Source organism: Sphingobacterium chuzhouense (assembly GCF_014692525.1).
GTDB lineage: Bacteria > Bacteroidota > Bacteroidia > Sphingobacteriales > Sphingobacteriaceae > Sphingobacterium > Sphingobacterium chuzhouense.
Genome location: NZ_JACNYL010000005.1, coordinates 47,233 through 72,054, shown reverse-complemented (window position 1 = coordinate 72,054; position 24,822 = coordinate 47,233). Strand labels below are relative to the sequence as shown.

Annotated in this window: 18 protein-coding genes and 5 tRNA genes; 17 read left to right on the top strand and 6 right to left on the bottom strand. The window is 41.8% G+C overall.

Annotated elements, in window-relative coordinates:
- Positions 1-7: 7 nt before the first annotated feature.
- Genes H8B21_RS18050 through H8B21_RS18035 form a run of 4 tightly spaced genes read right to left on the bottom strand, consistent with a single transcriptional unit; the run spans position 8 to position 6,780 of the window.
- Positions 8-2,389 carry an FtsX-like permease family protein gene (locus H8B21_RS18050; RefSeq protein WP_190315253.1) on the bottom strand — a complete coding sequence of 794 codons (2,382 nt, stop codon included), beginning with the start codon at positions 2,387-2,389 and terminating at the stop codon, positions 8-10.
- Positions 2,390-2,410: 21 nt separating this feature from the next.
- Positions 2,411-4,783, bottom strand: a complete 2,373-nt coding sequence (locus tag H8B21_RS18045; protein WP_190315252.1) for an ABC transporter permease — start codon at positions 4,781-4,783, stop codon at positions 2,411-2,413.
- A gap of 51 nt (positions 4,784-4,834) precedes the next feature.
- Positions 4,835-5,512 (bottom strand): ABC transporter ATP-binding protein, encoded by a 678-nt coding sequence (locus tag H8B21_RS18040; RefSeq protein ID WP_190315251.1) that lies wholly within the window; start codon positions 5,510-5,512, stop codon positions 4,835-4,837.
- Positions 5,513-5,529: 17 nt separating this feature from the next.
- The gene (locus H8B21_RS18035) at positions 5,530-6,780 is read right to left on the bottom strand and encodes an efflux RND transporter periplasmic adaptor subunit (protein WP_190315250.1); all 1,251 of its coding nucleotides are present in this window, start codon (positions 6,778-6,780) and stop codon (positions 5,530-5,532) included.
- A 503-nt stretch (positions 6,781-7,283) separates the two neighbouring features.
- Here H8B21_RS18035 and H8B21_RS18030 point away from each other — a divergent pair.
- From H8B21_RS18030 to H8B21_RS18015, 4 genes are read left to right on the top strand one after another with little or no spacing between them, the layout of a single operon-like run.
- Complete coding sequence (locus tag H8B21_RS18030; protein ID WP_190315249.1) at positions 7,284-8,609, top strand: TolC family protein; 1,326 nt, start codon at positions 7,284-7,286, stop codon at positions 8,607-8,609.
- Positions 8,610-8,637: 28 nt separating this feature from the next.
- Positions 8,638-10,005: a sigma-54-dependent transcriptional regulator gene (locus tag H8B21_RS18025; RefSeq protein ID WP_190315248.1), complete on the top strand. Its 1,368-nt coding sequence runs from the start codon at positions 8,638-8,640 to the stop codon at positions 10,003-10,005.
- Between the two features lie 4 nt (positions 10,006-10,009).
- Positions 10,010-11,335: a sensor histidine kinase gene (locus H8B21_RS18020; RefSeq protein ID WP_190315247.1), complete on the top strand. Its 1,326-nt coding sequence runs from the start codon at positions 10,010-10,012 to the stop codon at positions 11,333-11,335.
- Positions 11,336-11,362: 27 nt separating this feature from the next.
- Entirely contained in the window at positions 11,363-11,842 is a 480-nt protein-coding gene (locus H8B21_RS18015) for a hypothetical protein (protein ID WP_190315246.1), read from the top strand.
- 3 nt (positions 11,843-11,845) lie between these two features.
- On the opposite strand, the gene H8B21_RS18010 is transcribed toward H8B21_RS18015, so the two are convergent.
- A complete protein-coding gene (locus H8B21_RS18010; protein ID WP_190315245.1) occupies positions 11,846-13,012 on the bottom strand; it encodes a BamA/TamA family outer membrane protein in 1,167 nt (388 codons plus the stop codon).
- A gap of 295 nt (positions 13,013-13,307) precedes the next feature.
- Here H8B21_RS18010 and H8B21_RS18005 point away from each other — a divergent pair.
- From H8B21_RS18005 to nusG, 8 genes are all read left to right on the top strand, one after another.
- A tRNA-Thr gene (locus H8B21_RS18005) sits at positions 13,308-13,380 on the top strand.
- 26 nt (positions 13,381-13,406) lie between these two features.
- Positions 13,407-13,490 (top strand) — tRNA-Tyr (locus H8B21_RS18000).
- A 62-nt stretch (positions 13,491-13,552) separates the two neighbouring features.
- Positions 13,553-13,625: transfer RNA gene (locus H8B21_RS17995), tRNA-Gly, on the top strand.
- A gap of 89 nt (positions 13,626-13,714) precedes the next feature.
- Positions 13,715-13,786: transfer RNA gene (locus tag H8B21_RS17990), tRNA-Thr, on the top strand.
- Positions 13,787-13,862: 76 nt separating this feature from the next.
- Positions 13,863-15,050 carry an elongation factor Tu gene (tuf, locus tag H8B21_RS17985; RefSeq protein ID WP_190315244.1) on the top strand — a complete coding sequence of 396 codons (1,188 nt, stop codon included), beginning with the start codon at positions 13,863-13,865 and terminating at the stop codon, positions 15,048-15,050.
- Positions 15,051-15,212: 162 nt separating this feature from the next.
- Positions 15,213-15,284, top strand: a tRNA-Trp gene (locus H8B21_RS17980).
- Between the two features lie 26 nt (positions 15,285-15,310).
- Positions 15,311-15,505 carry a preprotein translocase subunit SecE gene (secE, locus tag H8B21_RS17975; protein ID WP_165295474.1) on the top strand — a complete coding sequence of 65 codons (195 nt, stop codon included), beginning with the start codon at positions 15,311-15,313 and terminating at the stop codon, positions 15,503-15,505.
- A gap of 19 nt (positions 15,506-15,524) precedes the next feature.
- A complete protein-coding gene (nusG, locus tag H8B21_RS17970) occupies positions 15,525-16,070 on the top strand; it encodes a transcription termination/antitermination protein NusG (protein ID WP_190315243.1) in 546 nt (181 codons plus the stop codon).
- 61 nt (positions 16,071-16,131) lie between these two features.
- Here nusG and katG read toward each other — a convergent pair whose 3' ends face one another.
- Positions 16,132-18,429, bottom strand: a complete 2,298-nt coding sequence (katG, locus tag H8B21_RS17965) for a catalase/peroxidase HPI (protein WP_190315242.1) — start codon at positions 18,427-18,429, stop codon at positions 16,132-16,134.
- Positions 18,430-18,702: 273 nt separating this feature from the next.
- On the opposite strand from katG, the gene rplK reads away from it, so the two are divergent.
- From rplK to rpoB, 5 genes are all read left to right on the top strand, one after another.
- A complete protein-coding gene (gene rplK / locus H8B21_RS17960) occupies positions 18,703-19,146 on the top strand; it encodes a 50S ribosomal protein L11 (protein WP_130143185.1) in 444 nt (147 codons plus the stop codon).
- 22 nt (positions 19,147-19,168) lie between these two features.
- On the top strand, positions 19,169-19,867 hold the full coding sequence (gene rplA, locus H8B21_RS17955) for a 50S ribosomal protein L1 (RefSeq protein ID WP_165295477.1): 699 nt from the start codon (positions 19,169-19,171) through the stop codon (positions 19,865-19,867).
- 2 nt (positions 19,868-19,869) lie between these two features.
- Positions 19,870-20,388, top strand: coding sequence for a 50S ribosomal protein L10 (rplJ, locus tag H8B21_RS17950; protein WP_190315241.1), 519 nt, complete (start codon positions 19,870-19,872; stop codon positions 20,386-20,388).
- 76 nt (positions 20,389-20,464) lie between these two features.
- Complete coding sequence (gene rplL, locus H8B21_RS17945) at positions 20,465-20,842, top strand: 50S ribosomal protein L7/L12 (RefSeq protein ID WP_148919277.1); 378 nt, start codon at positions 20,465-20,467, stop codon at positions 20,840-20,842.
- A gap of 163 nt (positions 20,843-21,005) precedes the next feature.
- Complete coding sequence (rpoB, locus tag H8B21_RS17940) at positions 21,006-24,815, top strand: DNA-directed RNA polymerase subunit beta (protein WP_190315240.1); 3,810 nt, start codon at positions 21,006-21,008, stop codon at positions 24,813-24,815.
- The last annotated feature ends 7 nt before the right edge of the window (positions 24,816-24,822 follow it).

Below are 24,822 nucleotides of genomic sequence, written 5' to 3'. Positions count from 1 at the left end.
TTAATTTTTACTCATCCCTTAAACTATCTACCGGATTTGCCCGGGCTGCCTTAATGGCTAATGTGCTGACTGTAAACAAAGCAATTAGAATAGCTAGGATGCCGGCTAAGAAAAATGTCCACCATTGTATGTCTATCCGATAGACAAAATCCTGCAACCATCGATTCATAACCCACCAGGCAATAGGGGATGCAATGATAATGGCCAAACCGACTAATTTTAAAAAGTCTTTCGAAAGCATCGTGGCAATTGTGGTAACCGAAGCACCCAATACTTTTCGAATACCGATTTCTTTTTGCCGTTGTATAGTCGCGAAGGAAACCAACCCGAACAATCCCAAACAAGCGATGAAAATAGCTAATCCGGAAAATAAAGCTGTTAATGCTGCGGTACGCTTTTGTTGGACAAATTTTGACGCATATGCTTCGTCCGCAAAACGGATGTCTACTGGATAATCCGGATTGTATTTTTTTAAGATGGCTTGTATTTGCTCCATATTAGATAGTAGGCTATTGGAAGTGTTTAGCCGGATATGCATATAGTTGAACCAACTTGCCGGACCTTGTACTAACATAGGTTCAATATCTTGATAAGGCGATTGCCATACAAAGTCTTGAATGACGCCGACAACATTCCACACTGTTTCATATTCGGTACCCTTATAAGCTGTGATAGGCATACCGACCGGGTTCGTCAGTCGCATACGTTTTACAGCGGTTTCGTTTAATAACACGGCATTGGAATCCGAAGGGTGTGTATAGATGTCGATATCCCGACCCTCCAAAAGTTTGATACCCATCGTTTTGGTGAAATCTGTATCGGTACTCATCACATTGAATACCAAATCGAAGTCCTCTGGTTGCCCGTTGGGCCAGGAATATCCCCAGCTGTTACTTGCATAATGGGTGATACGCCCCAGCGATTTTGTGACACTACTGGCGATTCCCCGCTGCATGAGTTCGTGGCGCACTACTTCATAGTTCTTTCTTAAATCGCCATCCAAAGTGGTGTAAACCAGATTGTTTTGGTTGTAGCCACTGTCGCGGTTCTGCGCATGACGTATCTGTTGGCTGATGATGATTGTACAGATACCTAAACAGATGGAGATGGTAAACTGTAACGTTACCAATACCTTTCGAGGCTTGAAATTCCCCTTTATAGATACGAGATTCCCCTTTAGGGTTCTGATTGGTTCGAAAGCAGACAGAACAAAGGCGGGATATATACCCGCACCAAGTGTTGCGATCGTTATGATGGCGACGAAAAGGCTCCAAAAAACAAGAGGTTGGTCGCCGATGTTAATATCATCATTGATCAGGCTATTGAAGAAAGGTAACCCTATATTTGTGATCAATAACGCTATGATGCCTGCTAGGACTGTTATCATGAACGATTCCAATAGGAACTGTTGGATAAGCGTCCTCTTTGGGGCACCTACAACCTTGCGTACACCGACCTCTTTTGCTCTCTTTTCAGCACCGGCTGTACTAAGATTAATAAAATTGATGCAGGCAATAAGCAGAATGAAGAGCCCGATTAACGCAAACATCCGCAACGTAATAATGTTGCCAGCTACCATCTTTCCATTCTCGGATTTATCGTATAGATGCCAACGACTTGCCGGATAGAGGTATATGGTAGCTTTTGTTTCATTGTTGCTGTGATTCCTAACTAAATTAGTGATGTTTTGATTAGCGGAGGATAAGGAGACGCTCTCTTTCAATAACGCATAGGTCTGATGATTATAGTTTGTCCAAGAGTCATTGAATGTCCAACCAGCCGTTACGAGAAAAGCCCATGAACAAAAAAACTCAGTTCCCCGAAATTTGGAGTTAAATGGTATATCCCGAACCACACCCTGTACACTCAGGGTGGTCAACGTGTCTATATTCAATGCCCTACCTATAATATCCGTGCTGCCAAACAGCTTCTTCGCTAAAGATTCCGTTAGTACAATAGCGTTCGGTTTTGTGAGTGAAGTCTCTGGATCCCCTGCTAAAAAAGGAAAATCAAATAATTTGAAGAATCCAGAATCACTGACTATACCGGAGGCTTTAAAACGTTTTTCGCCGTCATGGAGTAGATGATTGACCGTAGTTGTTCTAACGACTTCTTCTATCTCTGGATACTCCTGTTTTAGTATTGGACCTAACACGGCGGGCGTACCTCCCCATGTATGGGATTTACCTTCAAATGTATCGAGTGTGTATACTTGAGATATGCGATCAGTTTTGGGATAAAAGCGATCGTATTGTATTTCAGAGTTTATCCACAGCCCGATGATCAGCGATATGCTCATACCCAAAGCTAAACCGAGAACATTGATAGTGGAATTTCCTTTGTTTTTCAAAAGGTTTCTCCAAGCTATTTTGAAATGGTTCTTTATCATGATTTATATTTTAACGCTCAATTACTCATCCCTTAAGCTATCCACGGGGTTGGCCCTGGCTGCACGTATCGCTTGATAACTTATAGTAATCACGGCTATGATTATAGCTAATACACCACTTAACACAAATGTCCAGGCATTCAGATCCGTTTTATAGGCGAAGTTTCCAAGCCATTGGTTCATTAGGTAAAGTGCAATAGGGCAGGCTATCAGGATAGCGATGCAGACAAGCATGACAAAGTTTTTTCCCAGCAATCGAACGACGCCGAATACACTTGCGCCCAATACTTTCCGAATGCCGATTTCCTTTACGCGTGTTTGTGCTTCATGGGTTGCCAAGGCAAATAAACCAAGTGCCGATATGAAGATCGCAATACCGGAAAAAATATTGAATAATAAACCTGTCCGCTGTTCAGATTTATATAAGCTGTCGAATTGTTCATCAACGAATGTGTAACTAAAAGGCGAATCCGAAGGATAACGATTGTATATCGTTTCCAAAGCTTTAATGGCTTGTTGTGCTTGTGAGGTGGTTGTTTTAACGTATAATGTACCTGCACCCCAACGTGTCCAGAATACCATAGGACCTATTTTCTCTTTAACAGATTTAAAATGAAAATCTTTCACCACGCCGATAATCTGACCTGGAAAATCATGGAAGCTCATACTTGCACCCACATAAGGCGGTGTTAATCCCATTTGTTTGGCCAATGTTTCGTTGATGATGTAGCCCGACGAATCCGCTGGCAGCCCCGTGAAGTTTGTCCCTTCAAGGAGTTGGATGTCCATCAACGGAATGAAATCTTCATCGATTCGTGCCTGTGCTACGATTAGCTTATTGTCTTTGGATTTACCCGGCCAGTCAATATCACCGGTGGCATTGCCGAAGTTGGTCACGTTGTAAAGGCTGGACAACGACACACCTTGTATAGCATTGTTGTTTTTGAGTTCGGTGCGGATAGCATCGATATGTTTATATGCGTCATTGGGAAGACTGAGGGTCAATACATGGTCTTTATCATACCCCAGATTGATCTGCCGGATAAAAGCCAGCTGGTTTTTGATGACCAATGTGCAAACTATAAGCGTAACGGATATAGTGAATTGGAAAACGACCAATATTTTTCGCATGGTATTCGACGAAATCTGTTTCAGTGATTTCCCTTTTAAAGATTCGATAGGTTTAAAAGCCGATAGCTGTACGGCGGGATAGATACTGGATAGACATAATGTGCCGAAAACCGCCAATCCAATGTATAACCATATCGTCTCGTTATGGAAGGAGTAGCTCATGGACTTTTGAGCGATTTGGTTATACCCCGATCGTAGCAAAAAGATAAGGAAGAACGCGATCAGTAAAGCGAAAAAGAATACTATGATTGTTTCGAAGACAAATTGTAGGAATAAGCGTGTTCGACTGGCGCCGATTACTTTTCGTATGCCGACCTCTTTTGCCCGATCCAGTGCCCTAGCTGTGCTGAGATTGACATAGTTTACCGCGCCGATAACCAATAGCAAGATAGCGATGACACCGAAAATCTGCACCATACGAAGGCTGGATTTATTACCGTCAGGAGCAATTAAATGCATATTTTTTAACGGATCTAATATAAATACAGTTGAATTATCGCCGTCACGTGCTTTGGTGAAGGAGTCCGTTATGAATTTGCTAATCGAGCCAAGAGCCGCATCAGGCTTCACTTTGATGTAGGTCGCAAAGCTATAATTTCCTAAGTCCTCATCGATAGTCTTCCACTTGCCATTACCACCGTTGTTAGTGAAAATTTGTGCAAGATATCCTAATGGAATCACCATATCAAATTGCAGCGAAGAGTTTTGTGGCACATCGGCTAAAATACCGGCAACGGAAAATAAATCATCATCAAAGCGGAAAGTTTGACCAATAACCTGTTGCGTACTGAATAGTTTTTCCGCGGTTGACTCCGTGATAAACGCATGGGTATAATTTGCCTGAAAACCGCTGAGTGAGCCTTCTAACAATGGGAAATTAAACATGCTAAAGAAATTGCTGTCGGCATAAGTAATATTTATACCTGTTACAGGACGTTTTTCTTTATCGTTGACCAAAGTCACGTTTTGATCTCCTGAAACACGCGTCGCCCGTTCCACCTCAGGCGCATTTAAGGCATAATTTACGATCGGACCGGGAGAACTTCCCCATATAGGGCCGTTATGTTCCGGGTCTAAATGAGAATTGACTTTATATACGCGTTCGTAATCCGGGTGGAATTTATCAAAACTCCGTTCGTCTTGTACCCATATCAGGATCAACATGGACCCCGTAAGACTGATGGATAGTCCCAGTATATTGATAACGGTATAGAATTTCTTTTTCTTCAAACCTCGCAAGGCTGTTTTTAGGTATCTTAACATGTGTTTAACCGATTGATTGTTTACCTGTTTAACCGTTTAATTGATATCCCTTTAAGCGTCTACTGTTTCCATAATGACCTGCCCGTCCAACATGCGGATGACACGATCGGCGAATTTAGCATCGTGCTCACTATGGGTTACCATCACGATGGTGGTGCCGGCCTCGTTCAATTCCGTCAATAGCTGCATGACTTCGTTCCCATTGTTTGAATCAAGGTTACCGGTCGGTTCATCGGCTAAGATGAGCTTTGGGTTGTTGACAACCGCCCTGGCAACGGCGACACGCTGCTGCTGTCCTCCAGATAGCTGCTGTGGAAAGTGATTTCGTCGATGCATAATCTGTACTTTTTCCAGAACCTCTTCTACACGGCGTTTGCGTTCCGCAGCCGGTACCTTCGTATACACCAAAGGAAGTTCCACATTTTCGAATACAGTCAGTTCATCGATCAGATTGAAACTCTGAAATACAAAACCAATATTATGTTTACGCAGATTAGAACGATTGCTTTCCTTGAATTTTGCCACTTCCGTACCGTTGAACAGATAGCTGCCTTCATCCAAATCGTCTAATAATCCAACGATATTCAATAACGTCGATTTGCCACATCCAGAGGGTCCCATGACAGCTACAAATTCACCTTCTTTTACATGAATATTGACATTGTTTAATGCAACTGTTTCTACCTCTTCGGTGCGGTAATATTTCTGCAGGTTTGTTATTTTTATCATGATTTATAATACTAGTTCTATCTAACATTCAATTCCTGTATCTTATCGTATGTTTCATAGCTCGACACAATAACTTTATCGCCAGGCTGTAAACCTCCGATTACTTCATAATATTCCGGATTCTGTCGCCCGAGCTGTATATCTGCCCGATAGGCTGTATTTCCGTTTTTATCTAATTTGAAAATCCAATTTCCACCGGTCTGTTGATAGAAACCTCCTTTTGAGAGCAGCAACGCTTTTGTTTCATCACTCAATGCTAAACGAATTTGTAAAGTCTGCCCACGACGTACACTGGCTGGCGTCTCACCGTCAAACTCCATATCGACTTGAAACCGTCCATTAGTTACCTGCGTGTACACTTTTTTGATTTTCAGTTTGTAAACTTTTCCACTTAAAGTAAATTCACCGATCTGATCTGTAAAGATACGATTGATGTAATGTTCATCAATATCAGCACGTACTTTAAAACCCGTCAAGACATCAATCTGCCCAAGCCGCTCCCCAGCATTTTTATTTTGACCGATTTCGGCGTCAAAAGATGTTAACTGCCCATCTACTGGGGCACGCACAATAAGATCGTCTACTTTCTTACGCATCAGGTCTAAAGCACTTTGCGTACGTTCGTATGTTTTTTGATCCTGAAGAGCTTTTTGGTTATTGGAAATGGAGTCTTGGCGAAGGATTTGCTTGGTCAACGTCACACGTTGCTTTTGATAATTGTATTCGTTGACCGATTTTTCGAATTCCTGCGAACCAATAGCTTTCTCCTTATATAATTTCTGATTTAAATTGTACACACGTTCCGCCTCACGAAATGCCTGTTGCACATCTGCCATCTGGTTTCGGTTATTAATGGACATTTGTTCCGCATTGGTACGGGCAATTTGTGCCTGCGTTAACAAATTAAGGACCTGCGTTTCCTGCTGTACCAAGCTCAGTTCCTGGTCTGTATTCGCTAGCCGCATGATGGCATCTCCTTTTTTTAAAACCGCCCCATCTTCGACATATTTTTCTTCTACACGTCCACCCACAGAAGCATCTAGATAGATACTGCTAATGGGAAGCACCGTGCCATTGATAGGAATAAATTCTTGAAAGGTGCCTTCTTTAACCTCGACAATACTGATGCGGTCAGCATCCACATTCAAACGGCTGTTTCCACTTGTATAATAGTAGCTTGCACCTATTAGAATGATGATCCCAACAATACCAGAGAGCGTTAAAATCCGCTTGCTATTCCATTTCTTTTGCTGTATCGGTCTGTCCATTAAAAAATAAAAATTTATGCTCGTATACTTTTGCCTATACAATGTTATGCCAATATCTTAAGTTGCTTATTTGTAGGTGTTTATCTTGTGCGGTTCAACGAAGGTGTTCGTATTCGGACACTGTGCTGTTCGCTGGTGGACAGGAATATAAAGAATAAAACAAAAAAGAATTTCTACGGCTCCCATGCTAATTGAGGAGAGCAGGGAAGCCAGTAGAAATAGAGAGAGAAATAGAAAAGTGTATTTTTATTATGACTTTATTTAGAATCATTTTAAACTGATGTAAAGGTGAGGGTTATTTAGAAAGATTCCAAACAAAATATGACGTAAAAAGAAATTGTTAGTTAAAAATTGGAAATAAAAATAATGACATCATTGTCCATGTCCGTACAACAACTGTTCGATAGCGGACACGTTGCTACTTGTCTCTTTTCTATTATATTCTATTATAAGGTTTTATGTTTTTGGCACGTGCTATGGAAACGATAGTAAAAACATGGTGCATGAAGAATCTTTTTATTGTTACTGTTGTGTTTATAATTAGTTATAGTAGCGCTATTTCGGTGGTGGGACAAACGCATACAAGTTTGTCCTTAACCGAATGCGTACAATTGGCGGTTGAGCATAATCCAACATTGAAGCAAACGGAATTAAATTTATATCGAAATGAGGTAAATTATAAGCAAGCACGTTATAATCGATTACCATCTTTGGAAGGAAATATAGACCATGGTTACAACGAAGGACGCAGTGTTAATGCCACAACTAATCAATTTGTGAATACGAGCTACTTTTCTGGGGGGCAATCGCTTTATCTTAGTGCGCCGATTTTCAACGGATTCCAAATTTTGCATGATATCCGGCGGAGGGCAAGTGCGCGGGAGGTCGGAAAATTCGAATTCGAAGGCGCTGTGAATGAATTAAAGCTGGATGTTATAGAGGCGTACGTATTGGTATTAACGGCGCAGGATATGTTGCAGCAAACGGAGGGACAATTGGCCGTAACGCAGGAAACTGTAGATCGTATGGAGATTATGCAGCGGGAGGGAGCAGCGGATCCCGGAGATTTCTACGATTTGAAGGGACAATTACGTACCGATCAAAATCTGTTGGAAACAAATAAACAGCAATTGTACGATCGGCGGTTACGTTTAGCGGCTCTATTGAATATAGCTATCGATGAACTGCCCGAACTTGAACCGTTACCATTCTCTATTGATCAGAAGCCTTATTCCGGTGTTGAACTATATCATACAGCGAAGGGGGTCTTACCGCAATTCAAGGCTTTGGATTGGCGTGTCAAGGAAGCTCAACAACAAGTAAAAGTGATGAAATCAGATTATTATCCATCTCTATCATTGTCTGCTGGCATACAGTCTCGTTTTTCAAGCATCGATGACTCCGGTTTTAATTATTGGCAACAGTTTAGAAACTACCCCTCAAAAGGTATTTCATTGAATCTACGTATTCCGATTTTTAGCAAAATGAAGGTAAGGACACAGGTGAAGTTGGCAAACCTAGATCTGGACGAGGTAAAATGGGAACGGCAGATTCAAGAAAATCAGTTGCGGGAAGAAACCGCAAAAGCCGTGTTTAGCATGAAAACGCTTCGGGAGAACGTCCATAACCTGCGCGAACAGGAACAAAGCTATCAAGAAGCTTTCCGCATCGCGCAAGTGCATTTCGATGCTGGAAATAGTAACTCTGTGATATTTTTAACCGCAAAAAACAAACTGGACAATACCAGAAATGCATTGGTCATTAAACAGTACGAGTGGATAATGCAAAAATATATCAATGATTATTACGCGGGAACGTTAGATTTGTAATACGAAAAAAAGTTACCTTAGTTCTGTAATGAAGAAAGCTTCTATTTTAGTAGTTGATGATGATCAAGATTTGCTAACAGCCGTCCGTATTTTATTAAGACCGAAAGTACAGCAAGTCATCGTTGAACCCAATCCCGAAAATATCCTTCGTACACTGGAACGGAATGCTATTGATATCGTGCTGTTGGATATGAATTTTAAAAGTGTTATCAATACCGGTAATGAGGGGTTATTTTGGCTGGGAAAGATTAAAAACCAATATCCACATATTAAAGTGGTCATGATCACGGCGTACGGTGCGGTTGATCTCGCTGTGCGTTCACTCAAACAGGGAGCGTCTGATTTTATTGTAAAGCCATGGCAGAATGAACATCTGCTGCAAACATTGGAAACTGTTTTCGAGGAAACAAAACAAACAAAAGGGCGAGATAAAATAATCTCACCGGCACATCGTCAAGACAATGATTTGATAGGCCGTTCGGCGATTATGGAAGATCTACAATATAAAATAGATAAGGTAGCACCTACAGAAGCAAATATCTTGATACTGGGGGAGAACGGGACGGGAAAAGACTTGATTGCGCAGGCTTTGCACCGACGTTCGTTGCGAGCAAAGCAAGCCTATATTAAAGTAGACGTAGGAGCATTGACCGAGACACTTTTTGAGAGCGAGCTGTTTGGTTACAAGAAAGGTGCTTTCACAGATGCGAGAGAAGACAGACAAGGACGTTTTGAGGCGGCAAACAGAGGTACATTGTTTTTAGACGAGATCGGCAATATAAGCCTACAACAACAGGCGAAGTTATTGAGTGTGTTACAAAATCGACAAGTCGTACCGTTGGGTTCTTACCAACCTGTTCCAGTGGATATCCGATTGTTGAGTGCTACCAATGTGCCGTTGAAAGCTTTGGCCGACGAAAGCAGATTTCGTAAGGATTTGATATACCGCATTAACACGGTTGAGATACAGGTGCCACCGTTACGGGAGCGGGGAGAGGATATCGTGTTATTGGCAAACTATTTTCTAGACTTTTACAGCCGGAAGTATCATAAAAATATGGAAGGATTTGAGCGCGATGCGGTTCAAAAGTTAAGAACCTATCATTTCCCGGGTAATGTCCGTGAACTTCAATACAGTATAGAGCGTGCGGTTATTATGGGGGAGCAACAAAGTATACGGGATAACGACATTTTGTTTTCTCCGATTGAACAAGCGATCCAAGAGAGTAGTAAATTGAGTGAACCCACTTATGCTAATCAAAGTTTAGAGGAGATGGAACGTCATGCCATTCAATCGGCGATCGAACGTTACAATGGCAATATCAGTAAGGCGGCCCGCGAGTTGGGGCTAACAAGGGCAGCTTTGTATAGACGTATGGAGAAATATAATATTTGATAGCATGGGGCGGTCGAGGGATTTTTTCTTCTGGAAGGTATTGTTCTTGCTATTCATAGCGGTGGGAGTGGCCTATTTATTCTTTCAAAAATGGTATTTGCCTGCTGCGATAAGCTTTATAGTGCTTTTTGTGTTCGCTTTTCGATGGTTGGGCAAGCAACGGAGATTAGTTGACGAGGTACTGGATTTCTCTGAAGCAGTCCGTTACCGGGATTTTACCCGACGGTTTGTCATCCGACATCCGAAATCCACCGAGGGGAAATTGTTCGCGGCGTTTAATGATATTAACGACGTGTATAAGCGGATCAGTATGGATAAGGAAATCCAGCATCAATACCTGAATAAGGTACTCAATATGTTGGATTCCGCTATCATTTTTTACCAAGAGGATACCGGGAAGGTGATGTGGATTAATGATGCGTTTAAACAACTCTTTCGAACGCCGCATATTGGAAATATCCGTGGCTTGATGAAACGTCACCCCGAATTGTATGAAAAAACAATTCACATGAAACTTGGAAAGCAACAGGTAGAATCGGTGAGCTTGGCGATGGGAAAAATTAAATTGCTTATGCATGGCTCCACGTTTTCAACACAAGAAGGAACTTTTCGGATTGTCGTTTATCAAAATATAAGCGAAGCGATAGACGAAACGGAAACCAGGGCATGGCATAAATTACTACGGGTATTGACACATGAAATTATGAATTCAATTGCGCCGATCAGTTCGTTGGCAGAGACACTACACGCCCGTTTAGAACACGGGTATGGTGAAGAAGATATAGAAGACCTTAAGCTTGGTATCTATACGATAAAGCGACGTAGTGAGGGGCTTTTGCAGTTCGCCAAGAGTTATCGGATGATTAATAAAGTAGACCAACCTAACTTTGTAGATATACAATTAAAAGTACTTTTCGAAAGTATCTATCAGTTGCTTGAGCCTACGCTACTGCAGAAAAACATCGATTTGGATATTATTTTAAAAGATACGCGCCTAGCTCTTCGCGCGGACGTTAACTTAGTAGAGCAGGCTTTGATTAATTTGTTGCTCAACGCAATGGAAGCGGTTAAAGATTGTGTTGAACCTTATATCAGTATCGCAGGGTTAAAAAGAGACGGCTATGTGGTTATCAAAATCCAAGATAACGGAAGAGGGATGTCTCCCGATATCCAAGAGCAGATATTTACACCGTTTTTCACAACCAAGAAATCGGGAAGTGGAGTAGGGTTAACCCTCAGTAAGCAGATTATGCTGCTACACAAAGGAAATCTTTTCGTGGAAAGTGAAGAAGGAAAAGGGAGTACATTTTCGTTGCAGTTTGTGTTGTAACTTAAGGCTAAATACTACCTTTGTAGCATGCGCTACTACTGGGATCTGATACAGCATTTTTTTGTCTCCAATAGCCGGCACGGTACGCATTCTCCCTTTGTGTATGAATTGGCGTCTGCGGTTATTTATAATGTTGCGTGTGTACGGCCACACGCGGTGGCAGTTCCATTAGGTTTTAATCCCAAATATAGAAACCTGCTTCTAGATATATTGACCTATATGAATGTAGAGAGACTAGACTATTTGGGGCAATCTGATCACGGAGATGCACTGTTTGCAGATTTAAGGGGCAGTGCTGTTGATCAGATAACAGAGGCTGTGCGTAAAGGAAAGATGATCATCATACATGAACCGTTTCGGACCCGTAAAACGAAACGTATATGGCGACAACTGGTACAAAGCACGGATGTTGTGGTAGCTATCAATCTATTCCATTTCGGTATCTTAATGTACCGTAAGGAGCAGCGGAAAGAAAATTTTCGGCTACGCTATCCGTTTTGGAAGTGAGCATCAAAAAGCCTCGCTGATGCTCAAATAAAATCCTGTCTGCCTCTTTTCGCCCGGTCTCTTTTCGCCAAATGCATAATCAAACCGGATGGTACTGTTATGCTCTAAGCTGAAGAAATAGCGGATGCCGCCGCCGAAACTGGGTACAAAGCGTAAATTATGTTGTTGGGAGAATGTGCTTCCCGTACCGCCAAATCCCACAATACCAAGACGAGGTATAAACCGATAGCGTAATTCAAATTGTGCAGTAGCGTAATTTTTGTCTTTATATCGTCCCAGATAATAGCCGCGCATGGTCATATCACCTCCTAGATCACGATAGGTGTAAAACGGAACATTTTCCCCAAATGTACTGCGATAAAGCACCTGTCCGGCAAGGGTTACCTGCGACGAAAGCGCATGAAACCCTCTGACATCAGCTTCCAATTGGCTTCCTGTGAAATTATCGCCGCCCCAGAAACGAGGAGCGTAAGCATATTTCAGTCGAGAGTAGAAACCATGGGTCGTATAGGTCGTGTTATTTCGTGTGTCATAAAGAGAAGATACACCGAGAGCCAGGTACTGGCCACCTGTCTTCCCTAATACGTCGGGTTGTTCAAAAACACCTCCGGGTTCACGATCTTCAAACTTGAAATATTCAAAATTGGCGTTTACGCCGGCATACCATTTAGGAGCAACTTTTTTCTCTACATCTATTTTTGCCCGTACGAGTTGCTGTTCCAAAAAGTCTTCGTCGGCTAACCAGGTATCCGAACCAAGACCATAAAAGTTAAAGGGCCAATCCCGATAGCGTAATTCGGACAGGATGTGATAAGCATTGTCTTGTGTCCATATATCGGTCAACAGTTTGATATTCTTCTGTTTTTTTGTGGTGAGCGTACCGATTAACGTGATGTTAGAAGTACGGCTATTTAAATCGGCTTTGTCCAGATAGAAATTGTACGTACTTGCTATACCATACTCTACGCCAGATTCCTGCGCATAACCTATAGCAGGCAAAACGATGAAGCTGGCACCTCGGGTCGAGTCTTTTTCAGAAGAAACGAATTTTTTTATAGTTCTTTTGATGAATGTCTGTTCTTGTGCATAAGTTGGCGAAAATACTAATGTCATTAACAATAAAGTCAATAGCAAAATATTTCCGAAACGCCGTTCTAGTTTTATCAACATAAGTAACTCTTTTGAAAAATGCGGTGCAAGATGTAAATTATTTCCTTGCGTATCAAGTATATGGTGTAAACGGTGGTTTTTTTTTGTAAAATATTTTTGTAGTTTGGATGGAGTCGCTATCTTTGCCTCATCAAAATCAAATGATTAAAGGTTATTTGAGGCTGATGGTTAGCGTTCTTTAACACGATAAAAAAGTTTTTAAAAAACTTGCAAATATCAAAATTAAGTTGGATTTTTGCACTCGCTATCTGGAAAGGTAGATGTTCTTTGGAGAGTTTTTTAAAATTAAAATATTGCCTCTTTAGCTCAGCTGGTAGAGCAACTGACTTGTAATCAGTAGGTCATTGGTTCGATCCCGATAAGAGGCTCTAAATGCAATTTATTTTGCAGGTTTGGAGGGGTTCCAGAGCGGTCAAATGGGACGGACTGTAAATCCGTTGCTTCGGCTTCGAAGGTTCGAATCCTTCTCCCTCCACCACCCGATTTTAGCGTATAGCACTTGATTTGAATTAATCAGATCTAGCATCCTAAAATCAATCAGCGGAAGTAGCTCAATTGGTAGAGCGATAGCCTTCCAAGCTATAGGTTGCGGGTTCGAGGCCCGTCTTCCGCTCATTTTTAAAGTTTGATTTAAAGTCTCTGTCTTTTTGATGAATTGTCCAAATAGGTAGAGGCTATCATCTGTAGATAGGCTTTTGATAAGCCGAAGTAGCTCAGGGGTAGAGCACTTCCTTGGTAAGGAAGAGGTCGTGGGTTCAAATCCCATCTTTGGCTCTAAAAATATGGAAGTTTATTACTTTTGTAAAGGATTTAATTAAGAAACATTTTATAATTACTAATTCGCATAAACATGGCAAAAGAGAAATTTGACCGGAGTAAACCGCACTTAAATATCGGTACAATCGGTCACGTTGACCACGGTAAAACAACTACTACAGCTGCTATCACTAAAGTATTAGCTGATAAAGGTTTTTCAGAAGCTCGTTCATTTGATTCAATTGACTCAGCTCCTGAAGAAAAAGAGCGTGGTATCACAATTAACACGTCACACGTAGAATACCAAACAGCGAACCGTCACTATGCGCACGTTGACTGTCCAGGTCACGCTGACTATGTAAAAAACATGGTTACTGGAGCTGCACAGATGGACGGTGCTATCATCGTAGTTGCTGCGACTGATGGTCCTATGCCTCAAACTCGTGAGCACATCTTGTTAGCTCGCCAGGTAGGTGTTCCTGCGTTAGTAGTGTTCTTGAACAAAGTTGACTTGGTTGACGACGAAGAGTTGTTGGAGCTTGTTGAAATGGAAGTTCGTGAACTATTATCTTTCTATGAATTCCCAGGTGATGATATCCCTGTAATCAAAGGATCTGCTTTAGGTGCATTGAACGGTGAGCCTGAGTGGGTTGATAAAATCATGGAGTTAATGGATGCTGTAGATAACTACATTCCAATTCCTCCACGTTTGACTGACCTTCCTTTCTTGATGCCGATCGAGGACGTATTCTCTATCACAGGTCGTGGTACAGTTGCTACCGGTCGTATCGAAAGAGGTGTAATCAACTCTGGTGACCCAGTTGATATCTTAGGTATGGGTGCTGAGAACTTGAAATCTACAGTAACAGGGGTAGAGATGTTCCGTAAGATTTTGGATTACGGTGAAGCTGGTGATAACGTAGGTTTATTGTTGCGTGGTATTGAGAAAACTGATATCCGTCGTGGTATGGTAATCTGTAAACCAGGTACAGTAACTCCTCACACAGAATTCAAAGCTGAGGTTTATGTATTGTCAAAAGCTGAAGGTGGTCGTCACACGCCGTTCTTCAACAAATACCGTCCTCAATTCTATTTCCGTACAACTGACGTAACAGGAGAAATCGCGTTGCCAGAAGGTACTGAAATGGTTATGCCTGGTGATAACGTAACGATCACTGTTAAATTGATCAACGCTATCGCTATGGAAAAAGGTCTACGTTTCGCTATCCGTGAAGGTGGTCGTACCGTAGGTGCTGGTCAGGTAACTGAAATCTTAGCGTAATCTTTTAAGATTATCCTAGCATAATAAAAACAAGCTAATTGGCTGAGGCTGGTTAGCTTGTTTTTTTCTACTTTATACCAATGTCAATAAAGTAGAAAAAAAGGTAAATAATATTTGCGCTAATAGTGTCGAAACGCTATATTTGCGTCATCAAAAAAACCAAGGGGTATAGTATAATGGTTAGTATAGCGGTCTCCAAAACCGTTGGTCTGGGTTCGAATCCTGGTACCCCTGCTAAAATAATTTAGGTAAACTAAAAAATGGCTAAAGTACTTGATTTTATAAAAAGCTCCTATGTCGAGGTTACAGAGAAGGTAACTTGGCCTACTTGGGCGCAATTACAAAGCTCGGCGGTAGTGGTACTTGTAGCGTCTGTCATTATTGCATTGTTGATATTTGTGATGGATAAAGCTTCAAGTAATCTATTGGAGTTGTTGTACGGAATTACTTCCTAAATTTATCATTAAAAATTTTATGGCAGATCAATCGTTAAAATGGTATGTAGTTCGTGCCGTTAGTGGAAAAGAGAAGAAGGTGAAGCAATATGTCGAGGCTGAGGTAAACCGTTTAGGTATTCAACACTTGGTGCCTCAAGTATTGATTCCAATGGAGAAATATTACCAAATGCGCGACGGGAAGAAGGTTGCAAAAGAGCGTAACTACTATCCTGGATATGTGTTGATCGAAGCGGCGTTGGACGGTGAGATTGAGCACGCAATTAAAAACTTAAATAGCGTTATTGGATTCCTGGGTGATAAAGCGGGAAATGCTATTCCTTTACGCCCCACTGAAGTAAACCGGATTTTAGGTAAGGTAGACGAAATGGCGGAGCAAGGCGAAAGCATGAATGTTCCATATTATGTTGGTGAAACAGTAAAAGTAAACGATGGACCATTTAATGGTTTTACCGGCGAGATAGAAGAGGTCCACGAAGACAAGAAGAAATTGACTGTCATGGTGAAGGTATTCGGTAGGAAGACACCATTGGAATTGAACTATATGCAGGTTGAAAAAGAGTAGTCGAAATTTTATCTAATAATATTAGAAAGGGGTTAATCAATAGCGATTAACCCCTTTCTTTTTATCTCAAGTCAAATCGATCTAAATGCATGATCTTACTCCATGCTGCCGCAAAGTCATGAACAAACTTATGCTGTGCATCATCACTTGCATAGACTTCGGCAACTGCCCGTAGCTCGGCATTGGAACCAAATACTAAATCGGCACGGGTAGCTGTCCATTTTAGGTCGTTGCTGCTCCGGTCATAACCCTCATATATCTCTCTTTCTTCGGATTGTGCCTTCCATTTCGTGCTCATATCCAGTAGGTTAACGAAGAAATCGTTGGTTAATACCTCTGGTCGTGTAGTAAACACGCCATGTTTGGAGCCATCGTAGTTGGTATCTAATACACGTAGTCCGCCTACAAGGACAGTTAATTCTGGCGCAGTCAACGTCAACAACTGTGCTCTATCGATGAGAAAAGCTTCCGTAGGAGTCGCATACTTGGTTTTTACGTAATTACGGAAGCCATCTGCTTTCGGCTCAAGATGTATGAAGGATTCTACGTCTGTTTGTTCTTGTGTAGCATCGGTTCTACCCGGCGAAAAAGGGACGGTTATGTGAACATCAGCTGCCTCAGCTGCTCTTTCGATAGCAGCGTTTCCGCCCAAGACGATTAGGTCGGCAAGCGACACTTTTTTGTTGCTACTTTGTGTATTGTTGAATTCCGTCTGGATATTCTCTAATACATCCAATACCTTGGCCAGTTGTGCGGGGTTATTTACTTCCCAATCTTTTTGTGGGGTCAGTCGAATACGTGCGCCGTTAGCACCGCCACGCTTGTCGCCACCACGGAATGTAGAAGCAGAAGCCCAAGCAGTTGATACCAGTTCGGAAATGGTGAGACCGGAGCTTAGAATATTGGATTTAAGCGATGTGATGTCATCTTCATTAATGAGTTCGTGGTCAGTTTCCGGGACAGGATCTTGCCAGATAAGGATTTCTTCCGGCACTTCAGGGCCTAAATAACGGGATCTTGGGCCTAGATCACGGTGCGTCAATTTAAACCACGCACGTGCAAAGGCGTCTGCAAACTGATCTGGATTTTCTAAAAACCGTCTGGCAATTTTCTCGTATTTGGGATCAAAACGTAAAGCGAGATCTGTCGTCAGCATAGCAGGGGCATGCTTTCTATCGGGATCATGTGCATCCGGTACGGTGTTGGCACCCATGCCATGTTTGGGTGTCCATTGATGGGCGCCCGCAGGGCTTTTCGTCAATTCCCATTCATATCCAAAAAGATTCCATAGGAAATTGTTCGTCCACCTTGTTGGCGCGGAAGTCCAGGTCACTTCTAGGCCGCTGGTGATGGTGTCACCTCCTTTACCTGTTCCATAGCTGTTGTGCCAGCCGAGTCCCTGCGATGCTAAATCGGTCGCTTCCGGTTCGGGCCCCACATTGTCAGCAGGAGCGGCGCCGTGTGTTTTTCCAAACGTATGTCCACCAGCAATCAGTGCCACGGTTTCTTCGTCATTCATCGCCATCCGTCCAAAAGTATCCCGGATATCGTAAGCTGCAGCTATTGGATCTGGGTTACCATCGGGTCCTTCGGGATTTACATAGATAAGCCCCATCTGCACGGCTGCCAATGGGTTTTCTAAATCACGGCTATGGATTTTTCCGTCGGCATCATCATCAGATACCAGTACGCCATGGTTTTCTTCTACTCCCTCAGAACCACGTGCATAACGTTCATCCCCACCGAGCCAAGTCGTTTCCTTGCCCCAATACACGTCCTCGTCCACTTCCCAAACGTCTTCACGTCCACCTGCAAATCCAAATGTTTTAAAGCCCATGGATTCTAAGGCGACATTGCCGGTTAGGATTAACAGGTCTGCCCAGGAAATCTTATTGCCATATTTTTTCTTAATAGGCCAAAGTAGTCTACGTGCTTTATCTAGGCTCACATTATCTGGCCAGCTGTTTAACGGGGCAAAGCGTTGTTGCCCTCGACCGCCGCCGCCGCGACCGTCTTGTATACGGTAGGTTCCGGCACTATGCCAGGCCATACGAATGAAAAGTGGGCCGTAATGTCCAAAATCTGCAGGCCACCAGTCCTGAGAGTCCGTCATAAGAGTTTGGAGGTCTTTTTTCAGACCTTCATAATCGAGACTTTTAAATGCTTCCGCATAATCAAAGTCTTTGTCCATGGGATTTGTTAACGATGAATGCTGGCGCAAAAGATTGAGTTTAAGTCGGTTTGGCCACCAATCATTGTTTCGTGTTCCGTCGCCTCCTACAGGAACAGCTTTCTTTTCCTTAGATTGCCCTCCACTATGAAAAGGACATTTGTTGAGGTCATTTGTGTGGTTATCCATATTTATTTTATTTGTTTGTTCCGGGGTTGTATATAACACCTACTGGTTATACCCAAATATACGTTTAAAAGAAATCGGGTGTTTATTTATAATTTCGATACTATATCGGTTTTATTTATATTTTCGTTTTTACTTTTTTTATTTCAAAACTTCTTATTATCTTTGCACCTCGTTTGGTTATATAGTTTCTATGTAACCTTCGAAAAGAATAAATGTTACGTTATAATGCTTCCAACTTACTAACAAACATTTAACAATTAAATTCAAAACAAAATGGCAAAAGAAGTCAGTGCGTTAGTAAAATTACAAGTAAAGGGCGGTGCTGCGAATCCATCTCCTCCTGTAGGGCCTGCATTAGGTGCTAAAGGGGTGAACATCATGGACTTCTGTAAGCAATTCAACGCTCGTACGCAAGACAAACCGGGGCAAGTACTGCCTGTTGTCATTACAGTTTACAGCGACAAATCATTTGATTTTATCATCAAGACTCCTCCAGTAGCTGTTCAGTTAAAAGATGCAGCTAAACTGAAAAGTGGGTCAGGTGAGCCTAACCGTAAAAAAGTAGCTTCCATTACTTGGGAGCAGGTTGAGGCTATCGCCAAAGATAAAATGCCTGATTTAAATGCATTTACTGTAGAGTCTGCCATGAAAATGGTAGCTGGAACAGCACGTAGTATGGGCATTACCGTTTCTGGTAGCGCTCCTTGGAACAATTAATTAACGAAATCAGTTTAAGAAAGTGGCTAGATTAACAAAAAATCAAAAAGCGGCACTATCCAAAATTGAAGCTGGTAAAGCGTACTCTTTAAAAGAAGCAGCAGCTTTGGTTAAAGAGATCACCGCGACGAAATTTGATGCTTCTGTGGATATCGACGTTCGTTTAGGCGTGGATCCCCGTAAAGCAAACCAAATGGTTCGTGGTATCGCTACATTACCTCACGGAACTGGTAAGACCGTACGCGTTTTAGTATTGTGTACTCCTGATAAGGAGGAAGAAGCTAAGGCAGCAGGTGCGGATTACGTAGGTCTTGATGATTACATCAGCAAAATCGAAGGTGGTTGGACTGACGTTGATATCATTATTACTATGCCTAGCGTTATGGCGAAAGTGGGTAAATTAGGGCGTATTCTAGGTCCTAGAAACTTGATGCCTAACCCTAAAACTGGAACAGTGACTACGGAAGTAGGTAAAGCTGTAACGGAAGTTAAAGGTGGTAAAATTGATTTCAAAGTCGACAAGACAGGTATCATCCATACTTCAGTGGGTAAAGCGTCGTTCGAGGCAGATAAGATTTATGACAACGCATTAGAGGTATTACAGACTATTGCGCGTCTTAAACCTTCCGCTGCTAAAGGAACATACTTTAGGAGTATTCACATCTCTTCAACCATGAGTCCTAGTATTCATGTGGAGACTAAATCAGTAGCAGGAATTTAATCATGAGAAAAGAAGAAAAACAAGCAATTGTTCAAGCTTTGGCCGAGCAGATTAAATCTTACGGTAATTTCTATATTACTGACACTGCTGATTTATCTGTTGAAAAAGTAAATAACATCCGCCGTAAATGCTTTGAGCAAGGTATTACGATCCAAGTAGCGAAAAACTCCTTGATCGAGAAAGCCCTTATTGAAGCAGGAATCGATTCAGAGGAATTGCGTGGTGTGCTTAAAGGCGCTTCTACAATGATGTTCTCTGAAACGGGAAATGGTCCAGCGAAATTGATCAAACAGTTACGTAAGGAAGGTGATAAGCCAGTTTTAAAAGCAGCTTACATCGAGGAAACTGCGTTCGTAGGAGATAATCAACTAGATGCTCTAGTTAACCTTAAATCCAAAAACGAACTTATTGCAGACGTTATTGCTTTGCTTCAATCTCCTGCGAAGAATGTTATTTCCGCACTTCAATCAGGTGGAAATACAATTTCAGGTTTGGTAAAAGCTTTAGAAGAAAGAGGTTAACGAACACCTCCAACAGAATGTTCGTGTATTTTTAATTAACAATTTTTATTAAGTACATTCAAAAATTCAAAATAAAATGGCAGATTTAAAACAACTTGCTGAACAGTTGGTTAACTTAACAGTAAAAGAAGTTAAAGAATTAGCTGATATCCTAAAAGACGAGTATGGTATCGAGCCTGCTGCTGCAGCTGTTGCAGTTGCTGGTCCTGCTGCTGGTGGCGACGCTCCTGCTGCTGAAGAGAAAACTTCATTTGACGTGATCTTGAAAGAAGCTGGTGGCCAAAAATTAGCAGTCGTTAAATTGGTTAAAGACTTAGCTGGTTTAGGATTGAAAGAAGCTAAAGATTTAGTGGACGGTGCTCCTAAGGAATTGAAAACTGGTGTTTCAAAAGACGAAGCTGAAGCTTTGAAAAAACAATTAGAAGAAGCTGGAGCTGTTGTTGAGATCAAGTAATCTCATCATAGAAAAGCACCTTAAAGGTTTAGACTCTGTCAATATATTGCCAGAGTCTATTCCTGTTTATATTATTACATGTATTAGATGGATGCTGACATCTGATACAAACATGATTACAGCATAGTTGGCTCAGTTTTTTTAAACTAAAATACTTATTCCCTTGGCAAACAATAATATTCAAAACGAAAGAGTAAATTTTGCTACAAGTAAGAAGGTTATCGATTATCCGGATTTCTTGGATGTGCAATTGCAATCTTTCAAGGAGTTTTTTCAACTAGAAACTACTTCTGACAACCGCCATCAGGAAGGGCTGTTCAAGGTTTTCTCGGAAAACTTCCCTATTTCTGATTCAAGAAACATCTTTGTGCTCGAGTTTTTGGATTATTTCATCGATCCGCCTCGCTACGATATACAAGAGTGTATTGAGCGTGGATTGACGTATAGCGTCCCACTCAAGGCAAAGTTGAAGTTATCTTGTAATGATGAAGAACATGAGGATTTCGAAACCATTGTACAGGATGTATATTTGGGAACGATTCCTTACATGACACCAAAAGGTACCTTTGTTATTAATGGTGCAGAGCGTGTCATCGTTTCCCAGTTACACCGTTCTCCTGGTGTGTTCTTTGGTCAGAGTAGACACACAAATGGTACGAAACTTTATTCTGCAAGGGTAATTCCTTTTAAAGGATCTTGGATCGAATTTGCGACAGACGTAAACAACGTGATGTACGCTTATATCGACCGTAAAAAGAAATTCCCAGTTACTACTTTGTTACGCGCGATCGGCTACGATTCCGATAAGGACATCCTGGAGCTATTCGATCTTGCAGATGAGGTTAAAGTTAGTAAATCTGGTCTTAAAAAATATGTTGGTCGTCGTTTAGCGGCCAGGGTATTGAAAAAATGGATCGAGGACTTTGTAGACGAAGATACAGGTGAGGTGGTGTCTATCGACCGTAATGAGATTATCTTAGAACGTGAAACTGTTTTAGAGGAAGACCACATTGAAATGATCATCGATGCAGGGGTAAAATCTATTATCCTCGCTAAAGAAGATGGCGCTAACAATGCGGACTACTCGATTATATATAATACTTTACAAAAAGATACTTCAAACTCTGAAAAAGAGGCTGTAGAACACATCTATCGTCAGTTGCGTAACGCGGAACCACCAGATGAAGAAACAGCACGTGGTATCATTGACCGTTTGTTCTTCTCGGATAAACGTTATGATTTAGGTGATGTGGGACGTTACCGCATTAACCGTAAATTAGGATTGGATACTGCAGACGATACGAAAGTATTGACACGCGAGGACATTATCGCTATCGTGAAGTATCTAATCAATTTGATAAACTCCAAAGCAGAGGTGGATGATATCGACCACTTATCCAATAGACGTGTACGTACGGTAGGTGAGCAGTTATACGCACAGTTTGGAGTTGGTCTTTCGCGTATGGCGCGTACTATTCGCGAGCGGATGAATATTCGTGACAACGAGGTGTTTACGCCAACGGATTTGATTAATGCTCGAACATTGTCGTCCGTTATCAACTCGTTCTTCGGAACGAACCAGTTGTCACAATTCATGGATCAAACAAACCCATTGGCAGAGATTACGCACAAGCGTCGTTTATCAGCTTTAGGTCCGGGTGGTCTTTCTCGCGAGCGCGCAGGTTTCGAAGTACGTGACGTGCACTATACACATTATGGACGTTTGTGTACAATTGAAACACCGGAAGGTCCAAACATCGGTTTGATTTCTTCTTTAGCCGTACACGCGAAAATCAACAACCTTGGTTTCATTGAGACTCCTTACCGTCAAGTTAGAGATGGTAAAGTCGTTGTTGATGAGCCCGTAGTGTATTTATCTGCGGAGGATGAAGACGATAAAACGATTGCGCAAGCAAATGCACAATACGATGATAAAGGTAACTTTGAAGATCCGAAGGTAAAGGCGAGATACGAAGGTGACTTCCCGATTATCGAGCCGGAGAAATTGGATTATATGGACGTTGCACCAAACCAGATTACGTCAATAGCAGCCTCATTGATTCCATTCCTGGAACATGATGATGCTAACCGTGCGTTGATGGGATCGAACATGCAACGTCAAGCTGTTCCTTTATTGAAGCCACAAGCACCTATCGTAGGTACAGGTTTGGAGGCTCGTGTAGCTTCCGATTCCCGTACATTGATCAACGCAGAAGGTGAAGGTGTAGTTGAATATGTGGACGCAAACGAGATTAAAATCCGTTACGAACGTACAGATAACGACCGTTTGGTATCGTTTGATAACGATGTAAAAACATATACGCTCACGAAGTTTAAGAAAACCAACCAAAATACTTGTATCAACTTGAAGCCGATTGTTATAAAAGGTCAGAAAGTAACCAAAGGTCAAGTATTGTGTGAGGGTTATGCGACAGAAAACGGTGAGTTGGCACTTGGTCGTAACTTAAAAGTGGCGTTCATGCCTTGGCAAGGATATAACTTTGAGGATGCGATCGTAATCTCTGAACGTGTTGTATCGCAAGACTTATTTACTTCCTTGCATATTGAGGAGTTTGAATTGGAGGTTCGTGATACTAAACGTGGTGAAGAGGAATTGACATCCGATATCCCTAACGTTTCGGAAGAAGCAACTAAGGATTTAGATGAGAACGGTATTATCCGTGTTGGTGCTGAGGTTAATGGTGGTGATATCTTAATTGGTAAAATCACGCCTAAAGGCGAATCCGATCCATCACCGGAAGAGAAGTTATTACGTGCTATCTTTGGTGACAAAGCTGGCGATGTAAAAGATGCGTCATTGAAAGCATCTCCTTCGTTAAAAGGTGTAGTTATTGATACGAAGTTATTCTCCCGCGCGAAGAAAATGTCTAAAGAAGCAGAAAGAAAAGCATTAGACAAACTAGAAGTCGCACACGATAAAGCTGTAAAGGTGTTGAAGGATCGTTTGGTAGAGAAGTTATTCACTGTTGTGAATGGCAAAACTAGCCAAGGTGTATATAATGTGTATAAAGAGTTGCTTGTACCGAAAGGTGCTAAATTCACTCAAAAAATCTTAATGGATTTGGATTATGCACATATCAACCCAACTGGATGGACTACCGATGACGATAAGAACGAGTTGATCAAGCTGGCTCTTCATTTTTATAATATCAAAATCAATGAAGAGTTGGGGGCATTCAAAAGAGACAAATTTGCTATTTCTGTAGGAGATGAACTTCCATCGGGTATCGTTCAAATGGCGAAAGTTTACGTGGCTAAGAAACGTAAGTTGAAAGTAGGGGATAAGATGGCAGGACGCCACGGTAACAAAGGTATCGTAGCCCGCATCGTTCGTGATGAAGATATGCCTTTCTTGGAAGATGGAACGCCTGTAGATATCGTATTGAATCCACTAGGAGTACCTTCACGGATGAACTTGGGACAGATATACGAAACTGTTTTGGGATGGGCCGGTCAGAAACTCGGAACCAAATTTGCGACACCGATCTTTGATGGTGCGGAAATGGATGAGGTGGAAGACTGGATTGCGAAAGCCGGTTTACCAATGTCTGGTAGAACATACCTATACAACGGTTTAACAGGCGAGCGTTTTGACCAACCAACTACCGTTGGGGTTATCTACATGCTGAAACTAGGTCACATGGTAGATGATAAAATGCACGCACGTTCTATCGGGCCGTACTCGTTGATTACACAACAACCATTAGGTGGTAAAGCACAATTTGGTGGTCAGCGTTTTGGTGAGATGGAGGTATGGGCATTAGAAGCATTTGGTGCTTCAAATATCCTACAAGAGATCTTAACCGTGAAATCAGATGATGTCGTTGGTCGTGCAAAAACTTACGAGGCTATCGTTAAGGGTAATAACCTTCCGACACCGTCCGTACCGGAATCGTTCAACGTATTGGTACATGAATTACGCGGTTTAGGATTAGATATCACATTAGATTAATCAAGCA